At 40.0% G+C, this 15,690-nt stretch carries 15 protein-coding genes; all 15 read left to right on the top strand.

Translation table 11 applies throughout. From position 1 onward, the window contains the following. Positions 1-90 precede the first annotated feature (90 nt). The 15 genes from gdhA to HMPREF2571_RS06150 all read left to right on the top strand — a co-directional run bounded on the left by gdhA (position 91) and on the right by HMPREF2571_RS06150 (position 15,683). A complete protein-coding gene (gene gdhA, locus HMPREF2571_RS06220) occupies positions 91-1,443 on the top strand; it encodes an NADP-specific glutamate dehydrogenase (protein ID WP_002885547.1) in 1,353 nt (450 codons plus the stop codon). 574 nt (positions 1,444-2,017) lie between these two features. Continuing rightward, the gene (locus tag HMPREF2571_RS06215) at positions 2,018-3,265 is read left to right on the top strand and encodes a YfhO family protein (protein WP_256315032.1); all 1,248 of its coding nucleotides are present in this window, start codon (positions 2,018-2,020) and stop codon (positions 3,263-3,265) included. A gap of 157 nt (positions 3,266-3,422) precedes the next feature. Continuing rightward, a complete protein-coding gene (locus HMPREF2571_RS06210) occupies positions 3,423-3,833 on the top strand; it encodes a peptide deformylase (RefSeq protein WP_013990127.1) in 411 nt (136 codons plus the stop codon). A 185-nt stretch (positions 3,834-4,018) separates the two neighbouring features. Next, on the top strand, positions 4,019-4,462 hold the full coding sequence (locus HMPREF2571_RS06205; protein WP_002885568.1) for a MarR family winged helix-turn-helix transcriptional regulator: 444 nt from the start codon (positions 4,019-4,021) through the stop codon (positions 4,460-4,462). Positions 4,463-4,465: 3 nt separating this feature from the next. Beyond that, positions 4,466-6,280: an ABC transporter ATP-binding protein gene (locus HMPREF2571_RS06200; RefSeq protein ID WP_070847443.1), complete on the top strand. Its 1,815-nt coding sequence runs from the start codon at positions 4,466-4,468 to the stop codon at positions 6,278-6,280. After that, a complete protein-coding gene (locus tag HMPREF2571_RS06195) occupies positions 6,270-8,048 on the top strand; it encodes an ABC transporter ATP-binding protein (RefSeq protein WP_045769269.1) in 1,779 nt (592 codons plus the stop codon). The genes HMPREF2571_RS06200 and HMPREF2571_RS06195 overlap by 11 nt, the downstream gene beginning before the upstream one ends. A 107-nt stretch (positions 8,049-8,155) precedes the next feature. Beyond that, the gene (locus tag HMPREF2571_RS06190) at positions 8,156-8,779 is read left to right on the top strand and encodes a GNAT family N-acetyltransferase (protein WP_045769268.1); all 624 of its coding nucleotides are present in this window, start codon (positions 8,156-8,158) and stop codon (positions 8,777-8,779) included. Between the two features lie 147 nt (positions 8,780-8,926). Then, positions 8,927-9,550 carry a GTP pyrophosphokinase gene (locus tag HMPREF2571_RS06185; RefSeq protein ID WP_045769267.1) on the top strand — a complete coding sequence of 208 codons (624 nt, stop codon included), beginning with the start codon at positions 8,927-8,929 and terminating at the stop codon, positions 9,548-9,550. A 1-nt stretch (position 9,551) separates the two neighbouring features. Further along, positions 9,552-10,229 carry a response regulator transcription factor gene (locus tag HMPREF2571_RS06180; protein WP_038675394.1) on the top strand — a complete coding sequence of 226 codons (678 nt, stop codon included), beginning with the start codon at positions 9,552-9,554 and terminating at the stop codon, positions 10,227-10,229. Between the two features lie 13 nt (positions 10,230-10,242). Further along, positions 10,243-11,466, top strand: a complete 1,224-nt coding sequence (locus HMPREF2571_RS06175; RefSeq protein WP_045769266.1) for a sensor histidine kinase — start codon at positions 10,243-10,245, stop codon at positions 11,464-11,466. Positions 11,467-11,703: 237 nt separating this feature from the next. After that, positions 11,704-12,441: a UMP kinase gene (pyrH, locus tag HMPREF2571_RS06170; RefSeq protein ID WP_002885551.1), complete on the top strand. Its 738-nt coding sequence runs from the start codon at positions 11,704-11,706 to the stop codon at positions 12,439-12,441. Positions 12,442-12,455: 14 nt separating this feature from the next. Beyond that, entirely contained in the window at positions 12,456-13,013 is a 558-nt protein-coding gene (gene frr / locus HMPREF2571_RS06165) for a ribosome recycling factor (protein ID WP_002886708.1), read from the top strand. An 89-nt stretch (positions 13,014-13,102) separates the two neighbouring features. Next, positions 13,103-13,960: an RNA-binding virulence regulatory protein CvfB gene (gene cvfB / locus HMPREF2571_RS06160; protein ID WP_002886710.1), complete on the top strand. Its 858-nt coding sequence runs from the start codon at positions 13,103-13,105 to the stop codon at positions 13,958-13,960. Between the two features lie 8 nt (positions 13,961-13,968). Next, positions 13,969-14,184 carry a YozE family protein gene (locus tag HMPREF2571_RS06155; RefSeq protein ID WP_002885591.1) on the top strand — a complete coding sequence of 72 codons (216 nt, stop codon included), beginning with the start codon at positions 13,969-13,971 and terminating at the stop codon, positions 14,182-14,184. 239 nt (positions 14,185-14,423) lie between these two features. Next, positions 14,424-15,683 carry a LysM peptidoglycan-binding domain-containing protein gene (locus HMPREF2571_RS06150; protein WP_002886711.1) on the top strand — a complete coding sequence of 420 codons (1,260 nt, stop codon included), beginning with the start codon at positions 14,424-14,426 and terminating at the stop codon, positions 15,681-15,683. The last annotated feature ends 7 nt before the right edge of the window (positions 15,684-15,690 follow it).

The raw sequence follows: 15,690 nt of genomic DNA, 5'->3' as shown, positions 1-15,690 counted from the left end.
AGCAGAAAATACTTGACAAGAAGATTCTGAAAATTTATACTATTCATGTAATTAAATTACTAAGGTAATTATTTGAAAGGAAACATTGATATGACAACAGGTAAAGAGTACGTTGCTAGCGTTTTTGAAAAAGTGAAAGCTCAAAATGGCCATGAGGCTGAGTTCCTTCAAGCAGTTGAAGAAGTTTTCGATTCACTTGTTCCTGTCTTCGATAAATATCCTAAATATATTGAAGAAAACCTTTTGGAACGTTTGGTTGAACCAGAACGTATCGTTTCATTCCGTGTGCCATGGGTTGACGATAAAGGACAAGTACAAGTAAACCGTGGTTTCCGTGTACAATTCTCATCAGCTATTGGTCCTTACAAAGGTGGTCTTCGTTTCCACCCATCAGTAAACCAATCAATCATCAAATTCCTTGGTTTCGAACAAATCTTTAAAAACTCATTGACTGGTCAACCAATCGGTGGTGGTAAAGGTGGATCAAACTTTGATCCTAAAGGTAAATCAGATAACGAAATCATGCGTTTCTGCCAAAGCTTCATGACTGAATTGAGCAAACACATTGGTGCAGATACAGACGTACCTGCAGGTGATATCGGTGTTGGTGGGCGTGAAATTGGTTACCTCTACGGCCAATACAAACGCCTTCGTAACGAGTACACAGGTGTTCTTACTGGTAAAGGTTTGAACTGGGGTGGATCACTTGCTCGTACAGAAGCAACTGGTTACGGTGCTGTTTACTTTGCAGAACAAATGCTTAATGCACGTGGTGAAAACTTTAACGGTAAAACAGCAGTTGTTTCAGGTGCTGGTAACGTTGCCATCTACGCTATCGAAAAATTGCAAAGCCTCGGTGCTAAAGCGGTAACATGTTCTGACTCATCTGGTTTTGTTTATGATCCAGACGGAATCGACGTTGACTTGTTGAAAGAAATCAAAGAAGTTAAACGTGAACGTATCGTTAAATATGCAGAAGCACGTCCAAACGCAACCTTCACACCTGCTGGTGGTGAAAAGACAGTTTGGTCAGTTAAAGCTGACTTGGCATTCCCATGTGCAACTCAAAATGAATTGGATGAAACAGATGCAGAAACACTTGTAGCAAATGGTGTATTGGCTGTTTCAGAAGGTGCTAACATGCCTTCAACTTTGGGAGCTATTGATGTCTTCCTTAAAGCTGGTGTATCATTTGGTCCTGCCAAAGCTGCTAACGCTGGTGGTGTTGCTGTATCAGCTCTTGAAATGGCACAAAACAGCGGACGTACACAATGGACATTCGAAGAAGTTGATGCTAAACTCTACGATATCATGAAAGGTATCTACGAAAATGCTGCAGCAGCTGCTAAAGAATTTGGTCATGAAGGTAACCTTGTTGTAGGTGCCAACATCGCTGGATTCCTTAAAGTTGCAGATGCTATGTCAGCACAAGGTATCGTTTAATTGATAGACTATTACCAATAGCCTCTCGATAAAATAAAAAAAGAAGCCTGCGGGTTTCTTTTTTTGTTTAGACAGACTTAGGAGGAAGAGGAGATTTGTCCTTTTTTGGTATAATGAGCTAGTAAGAAATCTCTTTCTAGAGTAGATTTTGATGAATTAGAATACGAGAGGAATAATCGTGAGTCTTGGAAAGGATCCCTATGGGGCAAAAGAAAAGAAGTATACTAATCAGACAGTCATTCTAATAAGTTTCTTGATCAGCATAGTGTCGATACTGCCTATGTTCTTTTTTAGGGACAAGCTTTATGGTGATGATATTGTCTTTCACATTAACCGACTGTTATCCTTGGATACTGTCTGGAAGAGTTCTATCAATTTTACAACTAACGGAGGGACCGGACAATTAATCAATACCTTTTATCCCTGGTTAACCTATTATCCTATTTTCATAATCTATAAGCTGACTCAGTCAGTCTTTGTAGCCTGGATGAGTTTTCAATTTCTTGTTCGCTTTGTAACCTGTTTACTTAGTTTTTACGGATTACGTTTATTGAACTATTCTGATAAACAGGTGATGATATTTGCTACCTTTTATCTTTTTTCGGGTTATTTCTTGCACAATTCTTATTACCGGGCAGCCGTTGGCGAAACGCTGGCTATGATTTTTTTACCCCTAGTTTTCGTTGGCGTTCGTTTGATAACATTTGGAGATTATAAGAAATGGTGGGTTTTGACTCTTGGCATGCTTGGTTTAGTCTATTCCCATGTCTTGTCTGTCCTTTTGGCTTCTCTTATGATTTTCATAGCAGTGGTAGCTAGTTTTGGGATTTGGGATAATAAAAAAGAACGTATTCTAGGATTTCTTAAGGCCACTCTTGTCACTCTTAGTATGTCTCTAGCTTTCTTTGTTCCTATGATAGAGCAATTCAAGTATGTCACCCTACGAACGACTTTTAAACCGCTCCTATCCAAGACTGCCTTAAGTCTGGCAGACAACTGGGAGTTGATTCTAAAAAGTGATTTAAGGACTCCATCAGTAAATCTTCTCTATCTCCTGGGTCTAGTGCTAAGCCTAATCTTTGCTAAGCGTTTTGTGAAGGATAAGGAAGCTAGAATTTACCTTTTTATTTCTCTTGTTTTGGCTTTTTTAACTTTGAATAGTTTTCCTTGGCAGTTATTACAGGAGAGTCCAGTGTCCAACCTTCAATTTCCTTGGAGATTATGGAGTTTTGCCTTGCTTTTCTTCAGTTTAGCCTTGGCGAATATCTTGGAAAATATGTCTATGAAGGCAGTGACGATGCTTGTCTTGATGGGTCTTTGTCTGAATATGTTTCAGATTGTTACTGTCCAAGATAAGATGACTAAAGCCAAGAATATATTGCCAAGCAATACAAAAGTCACGAGAGAAATGCTAGCTAAGGGAACTTACAAAAATATAAATGGTGATTATACTAATAAAGAGGTGCCCTTTGGCTTTGTTTTTGACAAACACCTGTTCTTGGATAATCAGGAAATTAAGTCAACGATTAGTCGTACCTCAAATGAACTAATGCTTAAGGTAAACAACGAGTCAAAAGAAGCTAAAGTCTTGTCACTACCAGTTTTCTACTATAAAGGACAAGAAGCGAGGATTGATGGAAAGCGAGTAACTACTTACTTAGCTAAGGAAAAGAATCCAACTAATCTAGTCCTACCACCAGGTAAGCATGGTGTCGTTTTGACCTATAGCTATACCCCAGTTGCCAAATTGGCAATGGGTGTTTCAACTATTAGTCTTTTGGCGTTTATTGGTTATTTGTATAGAGTGAAGAAAGATGACTAAAAAGAAGCCTGCGGGTTTCTTTTTTTGTCTGTTTTACTAGAGGGTAGGCCTTTTGATATAATAGGTCAAGGTGATTAATATGAAATTGAAAATCTTCGTCTTTGATAAAAAAAGTAGATATGATTTCATATTTTAGATAAGAAAAGGGAGTAAATAGATGATAAAAACTATCGTAAAGGATGTCTTTTTCCTTGGACAAAAATCGACAGAAGCGACTAAAGAAGACCTCTACTTGGCTAAAGATTTACGTGATACACTGGAGTTTCATAAGGATGCCTGTGTGGGTATGGCTGCCAATATGATTGGCGTTAAAAAGCGTGTTATTATCGTCAATATCGGTTTTGTTAATCTAGTCATGTTTAATCCAGTTTTAGTCAGCAAGTCCTCACCTTTTCAAACAGAGGAGTCTTGTTTGTCATTAGAGGGAAGTCGTCCAACAAAACGTTATGAGTCGATTGGGGTTGCTTATTTAGATGAACAATGGATGCCTAAACAGTTAAGTTTTTCTGGCATGCCAGCCCAAATTATTCAACATGAATTGGATCATTTGGAGGGGATTATTATTTAGATAGCCTAGCCCAAGTGGGCTAGGTTTTTGAGTTCAAAGCCTTAATAATCATAGTTATGGGAGTGAGAGTGGAAAGAAATTTTCTTTCTCACTCTTTTTAGTTCTCATAAGAACTTTTTTCTTGACATTAGTTCTCATAAGAACTAAAATAGTTTCCATGAGAATTATTCAAGGAGGGACTTGTGATGCATGGAAAAGATACTTTTAGTGAATTCAGAGAATTCATCAATACTATGGAATCTCGCGTGCAAGAGTTAGGAAAGGTCCATGGGGTTGAGCATTTAGCTGGCCCACAAGGATTTGCCGTCAAGTATTTGTCTGATAATCAAGATAAGGAAATTTTTATCAAGGACATTGAAAAAAGACTATGTATTTCTAAATCAGTGGCTAGTAATTTGGTCAAACGAATGGAAAAAAATGGTTTTGTTGAGTTGGTGACATCGGACAAGGATAAACGCTACAAGTATGTTCATCTGACAGACTTAGGTAAAAAGAAAGCTCGAGATGTCAAACATTTTCGAGAGGCCATCCATGAACAGCTGTTAGAAGGTATTTCTAAAGAAGATGCTGAAACAGCCTTTCGTGTCTTTCACCAAATTCGTATGAATTTAGAAAAAAATAAGGAGTAACTTATGTTTAAAATTTTTAAACGTTTGACGACAAAAGAGTTAATCATGATTGTCTTAGCGGTGATTTTTGTTTGCTTGAACGTCTATCTAAACTTGAAAATTCCAGACTATATGTCTGATATTACGACACTCTTATCAACTAAGGGAACTAAAGCGTCGGATATTTTTGCCTGGAATACGGATGCCCCAGGGATGCGAATGCTTTTAATGTCATTTGCAGGGTTTATGGCCTCTGTAGTGGTTGGTTTCTTAGCTGCCAGAACAGCGGCAAGTTTTACCACCCGTATTCGTGATGATATCTTCCATCAGGTTCTAGATTTTTCGGATGCAGAGATCAAGAAATTCTCAATTCCTAGTCTTTTGACCCGTACGACAAATGATATTACCCAATTGCAGATGGTACTTACCATGGGGTTACAGGTTATTACACAGGGGCCTATCATGGCCATTTGGGCGATTACAAAGATTGCCGATAAAAATGGAAATTGGCTCCTTGCCTTGCTTGTCGCTGTGGCAGTGATTGCCATTCTCATGCTTTTCCTCTTGATTATGGTTATGCCTAAGCAACGCTTGATTCAAACTCTGACCGATAAACTGAATAGCGTAACGCGTGAATCTCTTACAGGAATTCGTGTGGTGCGTGCCTATAACGCCGAAAGTTATCAAGAGGATAAATTTGAAAAGGCCAATACTGATTTGACCCAAAACAATCTCTTTATCGGTCGTTCTTTTGCCTTACTGACACCGGTGATGACTGCTGTATCAAGTGGTTTGACACTAGCTATTTATTGGATTGGTGCGCATTTGATTGAAGATGTTAAGATTCCAACAGATCCAACTAAGATTGCTGGTGCCATGGAAAATAAGGTCCATCTCTTTTCAGACATGGTGGTTTATTCATCTTATGCCATGCAGGTTGTTATGGGATTCATGATGATGATTGTTGTTTTCTTCCTTCTTCCACGTGCAGTTGTAGCAGCTGGTCGTATCAATGAAGTTCTAGATACCCAATCTTCAGTCTCTTACCCTGAAAATAGTTCTGAAAAACCTAAAGAAGTGGGCGCTGTCGAATTTGATGATGTTTCCTTCCGTTATTCTGAAACTTCAGAGCCTGTTTTGGAGCATGTTAGCTTCAAAGCTAAAAAAGGTGACACGGTGGCATTTATTGGTTCGACTGGATCTGGTAAATCAACGCTTGTCAACCTTATCCCACGTTTTTATGATGCCACGCAAGGAACGATCAAGGTTGACGGTGTCGATGTGCGACATTATGACCATGAAACCTTGCACAATATAGTCGGTTATATTCCACAGAAGGCTGTGCTTTTCTCAGGTGATATCACGTCAAATATGACGATGGGAACGAGCAATAACAGTCCTCTTGATGATGCTAAGATTTGGGAAGCCCTTGAATTGGCTCAAGGAAAAGACTTTGTTGAAAATAAAGAAGGTCAACTTAAAGCAGAAGTTGCCCAAGCTGGGTCTAACTTCTCAGGTGGACAGAAGCAACGTTTGGCTATTGCGCGTGCTTTGGCACGTAAGCCTGAAATCTTGATTTTCGATGATTCCTTCTCAGCCTTGGACTATAAGACCGATCGTAAGTTACGTCAAGAATTGGCTGAAAAAACACAAGATATGACCAAGTTGATTGTTGCCCAACGTATTTCTACTATTATGGATGCGGACCAAATCTTGGTACTTGATCAAGGTAAGGTCGTTGGTCAAGGAACTCACAAGGAACTCTTGGCAAATAATGAGGTTTACCAAGAAATTGCCTATTCACAATTGTCTAAGGAGGAGTTAGAAAATGGAAAATAAGCCAAAAACATCATCCTATAAACGCTTAAAACCCTATATTAAAGGTTTCCAAATTCCGTTTGTCCTTGCGATTTTTGGAGCAATTATTTCAGCGGTCATTACAGTTATTGGACCAGATAAGCTTAAAGAAATTACCAATACTATTACTGAAGGGATTACACCTACTAAAATGGGAACGATTCCAGGCATTGATTTGGACAAGGTAGCAAGTATTGCTATGACCTTGGCTGTTCTCTATGCCATTTCAGCCATTGTGGGTTACCTACAAAGCTTTACGGTTGCGACAGTTACACAACGCTTTTCACAACGTTTCCGTACAGCTATCCAAAAGAAAATCAACAGTGTCCCTCTTAATTATTTCGATAGTCACTCTCAAGGGGATACCCTCTCTCGTGTGACCAATGACGTTGACCTTTTGGGACAATCGCTTAGCCAAGGGTTAGGTACCTTGATTACTTCAAGTGTTCTCTTGGTGGCAGCCATTATTATGATGTTCTACTCAAATGTCACTATGGCTTTCACTGCGATTGGTTCAGTCTTGATAGGGTTTGTTCTAGTAGCCTTCATCATGGGCTTCTCACAACCCCTTTTCAAACGCCAACAAGAAAATTTGGCTAATATTAATGGTTATATTGAAGAAATCTACACAGGTCAAGCAGTCGTAACGAGTTACAATGCTGCTCAAGAGAGCAGTCAAGCTTTCAAGGGACTTAATGATAAACTCTATAAATCGATGTGGCAATCACAGTTTATCTCAGGTATTATGATGCCACTTATGATTTTCATTGGGAACTTTGGTTATGTTATGGTCTGTCTTGTGGGTGCCATCAAAGTTATTGATGGTAGCTTGACGATTGGTGATGTGGTAGCCTTCATGACCTATGTTCGTATCTTCTCCCAACCTCTTTCTCAAATTGCCCAAGGGATTACACAACTCCAATCAGCCACTGCAGCCATTGGCCGTATCTTTGAATTTTTGGAAGAAAAAGATATGGACAACGAGTCAGCTAAGACAGCTGAGTTGACAGATACTAAAGGTCAAGTAGTCTTTGACCATGTTTCCTTTGGTTATACTCCTGAAAAGACTATTATTCATGACTTTTCAGCTCTTGCTAAACCAGGTCAAAAGATTGCGATTGTTGGTCCAACGGGTGCTGGTAAGACGACTATTGTTAACCTGCTTATGAAGTTCTATAACATCGACCAAGGTCGTATCACCATTGACGGTGTGGATACTAACGACATGAAACGTGAAACTGTTCATGATCAATTCTCTATGGTGCTTCAAGACACTTGGCTCTTTGAAGGTACTATTCGTGATAATTTGATTTACAACCAAGAGAATATTTCTGATGAGCAAGTTATTGCTGCAGCTAAGGCTGTCGGTGTTCACCACTTCATCACCACACTTCCAAAGGGGTATGATACTTATTTGGATGATTCTGTGACCTTATCAGTTGGTCAGAAACAGCTCTTGACCATTGCGCGTGCGCTTCTTAAGGACGCCCCTCTTCTTATCTTGGATGAAGCGACATCATCAGTTGACACCCGAACAGAAGAATTGATTCAAAAAGCCATGGACAAGCTTATGGAAGGTCGGACTTCCTTTGTCATTGCTCACCGCTTATCAACCATTCGAAATGCTGACCTTATCCTTGTGATGAAAGATGGTAACATTATTGAACAGGGCAATCATGATGAGCTCATGGCAGCAGATGGTTTCTATGCTGATCTTTATAATAGTCAATTTACAGAAGAAGTTGCCTAAACTTTTCTTATAAAATTATAAGATTTTACAAAAATCTATAGCACGTATGACTGTCAGTCATGCGTTTTGTGTTATACTGAAAAAAACAGACAGATTAGGAGATTATGATGCAATATCGCAAAGCAAGACTAGACGAAGTTCAGGAAGTTGCACAAGTATGTGCAGATGCCTTTGAAGATTACCCCTATCTTTCAATGATTGCCAGTAATTTAAAGAATCCTGAACAATATAAGGAATTTGTCTTAGCCTTGCAGGAAGTGTTGGTGCGTTTGGCGATTAAACAGGACTCATGTTTGGTGGCTGAAAAGGACGGTCGCATTGTTGCGGCAGCTATTTTACAGCATCAGACGATTTCTATGCTTAATTATCTTCAAAATGGGGCGACCAAGCTTTTCAGTTTTATAAGCATCACTAAGTTGTTCAAGTATTTTAACTTTGTTGAAGAGTCCGAAAGACATCTGGAAGATTCTGCAGAATACGACTGGTACCTGATGATGTTGGCGGTGACTCCATATTATCAAAGAAAAGGGATAGGAAGTCTCTTTTTGCTTGAAGGGGTTGAACCTTTTGTACGTAGTACAGGAGGTCACAGCCTTGGCTTGATTACCAATCGTGATTACAATGTACCTTTCTATGAAAAAAATGGCTACAAACAATGTGGTTATAAGGTTTTGACCTACGAAACACACAAACTAGGCAACTGGCCTTTTGTCAAATCACTTGATGCATAGCCTTGTGCTATTTAACTTAGATAAGCAAAATGAATCTGGCTTCGGCTGGATTTTTTTCTTAGCTTTAGAGTCCTTCTTGTCTGGCTCATTCCTTATTTTTAAGTCTAACTATGCTATAATTAGGAAACGCTATTAGAGGAGGTTTATATGTCAACTCCAAGTATTTATGGGGAATATGCTCAGTATCTCCCCAAGATTTTACAAGAAATAACAGACCCGATTATTGCGGCTAATATTACTAGCAAAAAAGAAACAGGCTTTAAACTCTATGAACATTTTATTTCACGAATCAAAGAAAGCGATTCTATGCGTGAAAAGTGTCTTAGGAAAAATTTGCCTGAAACCAGCCAATCTGCTCTCAAGGAAATTCGTGACAGTATTGGAATTCGAATCGTTTGTGGCTTTGTTGATGATATTTATAAAACTATCGATGTCATCAAGGCTATCCCTGGCGTTTCTATCTATAACGAGAAAGATTATATTTTAAATGCTAAGCCCAATGGCTATCGTTCTTACCACCTCATTTTGGAAATCGAAACCGAGTTTCCAGATGTGCTAGGAAATGAGAGAGGAACCTATTTTGTTGAGGTTCAGCTTCGGACCATCGCTCAGGATTCGTGGGCCAGTTTGGAGCATCAGATGAAGTACAAGCACGACATCAAGAATCCAGAAATGATTACCCGTGAGCTTAAGCGCTGTGCGGATGAATTAGCTTCATGTGATTTGACCATGCAGACCATCCGTAACTTAATTCAAGAAGGAGGGGACTAGAATGGCTTTGAAAATTCTACTAGCTGAGGATGAAGAGGCTCTTTCTCGAGTTTATAAGGCAGCCCTAGAGCATCAAGGTTATGAGGTGGATCAGGCCTTTAACGGTCAAGAGGCTGTTGATTTAGCTGCACAAAATGCCTATCAAGTGATGATCATGGATATTATGATGCCCATTAAAACAGGTATCGAGGCCCTGAAAGAGATTCGCTCCTCTGGGGACAGGACGCATGTCATTATGTTGACAGCTATGGCTGAAATTGATGATCGTGTGACCGGGCTTGATGCTGGGGCAGACGATTACTTGACCAAGCCTATTTCCCTTAAGGAACTTTTGGCGCGTTTGCGCTCATTAGAGCGTCGTGTGAGTGAGAGCTTCACTGCCAAAATTTTGACTCTTGGTTCTGTTCGTTTGGACCAAGAGGAGCAGGAGTTGGTAGCTGGGAACGCCATTCGACTTTCAAGCAGAGAGACCAAGTTAATGGCCCACTTTATGCTTAATCCTGCCAAGAAATTAACGACTGAGCACCTTTTTAAGACCATTTGGGAGGATGAGGAAGATGTGGACGAGTCGATTGTCTGGGTCTATATTTCCTATCTGCGTCAGAAATTGCAAGCCATCCAGGCTGACATCAGCATTCTTGGTGAAAAAGGCGGCGACTTTTGCCTTCTCGCCAATTAGAGAGGAGTAGCTCATGTTTAGACGTTTACGACTTCAATTTATTACGATTGCTTCCCTGGCTATCCTCTTTATCTTGGTCTTTACGGTGGGAATCATCAATACTGTGAGGTCCTTTCAGACGGAGCAGGAAATTAGTAAGGTTCTCAATACACTCACAGAAAATAATGGTAGTTTTGGAAAAACTAAAAAAATTGAGATCAATCAAGGGCGTGAAATTCCATCAGATAGTTTTCGTTTTTTCAGCGTGAGCTTGTCTGGTGATGAAGTGGTCAGTCAGGATACCAGTCATACTTCCTTGATAAATGATGAAGAGGCCGCTACTTATGCCCGTGCAGCTAGCCGAATGACGAGCACTCTTGGAACCATTAGAGAAAAAAATATCAATCTCAGTTATCAGGTTAGTAAAGTCAGCAAAAATAAGATCCTTGTGGTCTTTCTAGACACGACCTCTTATTATAATTCTTCCCAAGCCTTGTTAAGTCTTTCTATCCTTTTATCAATGTTTGGCTTTATCTTTTTTGTCATCATTGTCAGTGCCTTATCAGGAATTGTCATTCGTCCCTTCATTCGAAACTACGAAAAGCAGCGACGTTTTATTACCAATGCTAGTCATGAATTAAAGACACCATTGGCCATTATTTCTGCCAATACGGAGTTACAAGAACTCATGACTGGAGAGAACGAATGGACCAAGTCGACGAACGACCAGGTGGCACGTTTGACCACTCTAATCAATTCTCTTGTAGCCCTATCTCGTCTGGAGGAGCAGCCGGATATTGTTCTTCAAGATGTAGATTTTTCCTATATTACTGAGGATGCAGCAGAGGACTTTAAGGGGCCTGTTGTCCGAGATGGTAAATCTTTCGTTATGGACATCACACCGGATATTCATGTGAAAGCAGAGGAGAAGTCTCTCTTTGAACTTGTAACCCTCCTTGTGGATAATGCTAACAAGTATTGTGATCCAGAAGGGACAGTAACCGTAAGGCTCCATCAGATTGGAAGGACACGAAAACGGGCTCGTCTAGAAGTATCGAACACCTATAAAGATGGTAAGGCTGTTGACTATAGTAAGTTTTTTGAGCGTTTTTATCGTATTGAAGAATCCCATAATAACAAGGAACATAAAGGTTTTGGTATTGGCCTCTCTATGGCTCAAAGCATGGTCAAATTATTTAAAGGTCGTATCTTTGCCTCTTATAAAAATGACACCATCACTTTTACGGTCATCTTGTAAGGATATTTTTTTAAATATTTGACTAGGTGAAAACCCTAATTTATGATAAAATAGTAAGGATGAAGATTTAGTGTTTCCTTTGCAAAAAAAGAAACCATTTTCTTATCCTAATCATAAAAAGGAGATGCTCGAATGAGCCCTTTAACCACCTTAAAGGGCTGGTAATTGACGACTTAGGAAAGATAAATCTCAGCTAAGAATCAAATCATAAAACAAAATAGTTAATAGGGAGAAATCATGGCAGAACCAAAATACAAACGTGTCCTCATTAAGCTTTCAGGTGAAGCTCTAGCTGGTGAACGAGGTGTTGGGATTGATCTTCCAACTGTCCAGGCTATGGCTAAGGAAATTGCTGAGGTAGCGGATTCAGGTATTCAAATTGCTCTAGTTATCGGTGGTGGTAACCTTTGGCGTGGTGAACCTGCAGCTGAAGCAGGAATGGATCGTGTTCAAGCAGACTACACTGGAATGCTTGGAACAACTATGAATGCCCTTGTTATGGCAGATAGTTTGAAACAACTCGGTGTTGATACACGTGTTCAAACAGCGATTGATATGAAATCTGTGGCAGAGCCTTATATTCGTGGTCGTGCCCTTCGTCACCTTGAAAAAGGTCGTATTGTTATCTTTGCAGCAGGTATTGGTTCACCATACTTCTCAACAGATACAACAGCGGCTCTCCGTGCAGCTGAAATCGAAGCTGATGCTATTCTTATGGCTAAAAACGGTGTTGATGGTGTCTACAATGACGACCCTCGTAAAAACGCTGATGCCGTTAAGTTTGACGAATTGACACACGTGGAAGTTATTAAACGTGGCTTGAAAATTATGGATGCCACAGCTTCTACCCTTTCAATGGATAATGACATTGACCTTGTTGTCTTCAATATGAATGAACCAGGAAACATCAAACGTGTTATCTTTGGTGAACAAATTGGAACAACTGTATCTAACAAAGCAGAATCACACAAATAAGAAAGAGAGAATTTATGACAAACGCAATTATTGAAAAAGCAAAAGAACGTTTCACCCACTCACACGAGTCATTGGCCCGTGAATTTGGATCTATCCGTGCAGGCCGTGCCAATGCATCACTTCTTGACCGTATCACTGTAGAATACTATGGTGCTCCAACACCACTTAACCAATTGGCTTCAATCACTGTTCCTGAAGCACGTGTTCTTTTGATTTCACCATTTGATAAAGGTTCAATTGCTGATATCGAACGTGCAATCAACGAATCTGATCTTGGTATTAACCCAGCTAACGATGGTTCTGTTGTGCGCTTGGTTATCCCAGCACTTACAGAAGAAACACGTAAAGAGTTAGCTAAAGAAGTGAAAAAAGTCGGTGAAAATGCTAAAATCGCTATCCGTAACATCCGCCGTGATGCAATGGATGAAGCTAAGAAGCAAGAAAAAGACAAAGAAATCACAGAAGATCAATTGAAAGCTTTGGAAAAAGATATCCAAAAAGCAACTGATGACGCTGTTAAGAAGATTGACAGCATGACAGCAGAAAAGGAAAAAGAACTCCTTACTGTTTAATCAATAGAAAAATAAGGAGAGTGGGACAGAAGCAAAAGAGCATGGACTATGTTAGCTTCCTTGTCCGACTCTCTTTTTAGAGGAAAAAGATGAATACATTACTTGGAACAATTATTACTGCCCTAGTAACAGATGAAAATGACAAATTTTATTTTGTTCAAAAGGACGGTGTGACCTTTGCCTTGTCTAAAGAAGAAGGGGAACACGCCATTGGTGACATGGTGACAGGTTTCGCCTATACAGATAGCAAGCAAAAATCACGTCTGACTCAAAAGGAAATCAAAGCAACTCGTGATTCTTACGATTGGGGAGAGGTCACTGAAGTTCGTAAGGATTTGGGTGTCTTTGTAGATGTGGGAATTCCAGATAAGGAGATTGTTGTCTCTCTTGATGTTTTACCGGAACTCAAAGAGCTTTGGCCTAAGAAAGGTGACAAGCTCTATATCAAACTCGATGTGGATAAAAAAGACCGTATTTGGGGGCTTCCTGCTGAACCTGAGGTCTTTCAACGTATGGCTGGTCCCGCTTACGATAATATGCAAAACCAAAAATGGCCAGCCATTGCCTACCGTCTCAAACTCTCAGGAACCTTTGTTTATCTACCAGAGAATAACATGCTTGGTTTCATCCATCCCTCAGAACGTTATGCTGAGCCACGCTTAGGTCAGGTCCTTGAAGCGCGTGTGATTGGGTTCAGAGAAGTTGACCGTACCCTCAATCTTTCTCTTAAACCACGTTCTTTTGAAATGCTTGAAAATGATGCTCAGATGATTTTGACTTATTTAGAGAGCAATGGTGGCTTTATGACGCTTAATGACAAGTCATCACCAGCAGATATCAAGGCAACCTTCGGTATTTCTAAGGGACAATTTAAGAAAGCTTTAGGTGGTCTGATGAAGGCTAAAAAAGTCAAACAAGACCAGTTTGGAACAGAATTAATCGGTTAGGAGAAGGCATGAGAAAATCCTTTTATACTTGGTTGATGGCCCAGCGTAATCCGAAATCCAATGAACCAGTAGCAATCTTGGCTGACTTGGCTTTTGAAGATTCAACCTTCCCGAAGCATACTGATGACTTCGAAGAAGTTAGTCGTTACTTGGAAGATCAAGCTAGTTTTTCCTTTAATTTGGGGCAGTTTGACCAGATTTGGGAAGATTATCTGGCTCATTAATAGCGACTAAGTCTACGATAAGCATAATGACTTTTAGCATTTTCTTTAAAAAGTAATTACCATTTGAATTGGTATGAATTGTTACAATTTTTTACAAATATCTCAGCTTTTTTTCAATAAATTAGGCTTGTTACAACTAGTTAGTAATTGCTTTAAAGTGCAGTAAATCACCCCTCTTTTGACAAAAAGTGTGGTATTATTGTATATGTTAAAATTGTTAAAAAAGGAATGAATTATACATGTTATCAAAATCTAAAACAACAAAGGCACTTCTTTACTCGACCGCAGCACTTTCACTTTTTGCTGCAAGTCATGTACATGCCGATGAAACTTCAAACTGGGTGGCACGTTCAGTAGATCAAATCAAAGCAGATATCGCTGTAAGTGATAACCAACAAACTTATACAGTTCAATACGGTGATACTTTGGGAAGTATCGCTGAAGCAATGGGTATCGATGTGAATGTTTTGGCTAACATCAATCAAATCACAAACATTGATTTGATTTACCCTGGGACAGTCTTGACAACAACATACAATGCTGATAATCAAGCTGTCTCTGTTAAAGTTGAAACTCCAGCTTCAGAAACATCAACTACACCTGTGGTTGCAGAAGCTAATTTGACAACTAACGAAGTGACTGTAAATGGTCAATCTGTAGTTGCAGCGGATTTGACAGCTCCAGTTGAAACAGTAAGCACAACAGCTACTCAAGCACCTGCTACAGAAGAGTCAACTCAAGCTGTTTCAGAAGTAACAGAAGCTATCGCATCAGCATCAGAAGCACCAGCATACGCAGAAACTGAACAACCAGTTGCTGATGCTATTGATCATGTCACTGCGTCAGCAGAGGCTACACCTGAAGCAGAAACTACTCCAGCTGCTGAAACACCAGCACAACCTGAAGTAAAAGAAGAAGCTCCAGCGGTAGAACCAGCAGCAACATCAGAAGCGTCTTCAGAAGCACCAGCGACTTCAGAAGCGCCAGCAGAACAGCCAGCGGCAGAACCAGCAGCAACATCAGAAGCTGCTTCAGAAGCACCAGCAGAACAGCCAGCGGTAGAACCAGCAGCAACATCAGAAGTAGCATCAGAAGCACCAGTAGCTTCAGAGGCACCAGCAGTACAACCTGCATCAACAAATACACTTCCAACGGATCCACACCTTCAACCACAAGCTGAAGCTTTCCGTCAAGATGTAGCAGCACAATTCGGTCTTACTGATATCGGTGGTTACCGTGAAGGTGATCCACAAGACCATGGTCAAGGACTTGCCGTTGACGTTATGGTTCCAGTTGGTTCAGAAGTTGGTAATCAAGTCGCTCAATATGCAGTAGACAATATCTCAAATGCAGGTATCTCATATATCATCTACAGACAACAATTCTACGCACCAGTAGATAATATCTACGGACCAGCAAACACTTGGAACCAAATGCCTGACCGTGGTAGCATTACTGAAAACCACTATGACCACGTTCACGTGTCATTTAACGCATAATTAAGAA

The sequence above is a fragment of the Streptococcus sp. HMSC068F04 genome (genome assembly GCF_001837455.1).
Classification (GTDB): Bacteria; Bacillota; Bacilli; order Lactobacillales; family Streptococcaceae; genus Streptococcus; species Streptococcus salivarius_D.
This window is presented reverse-complemented; position numbering and strand designations above follow the sequence as displayed.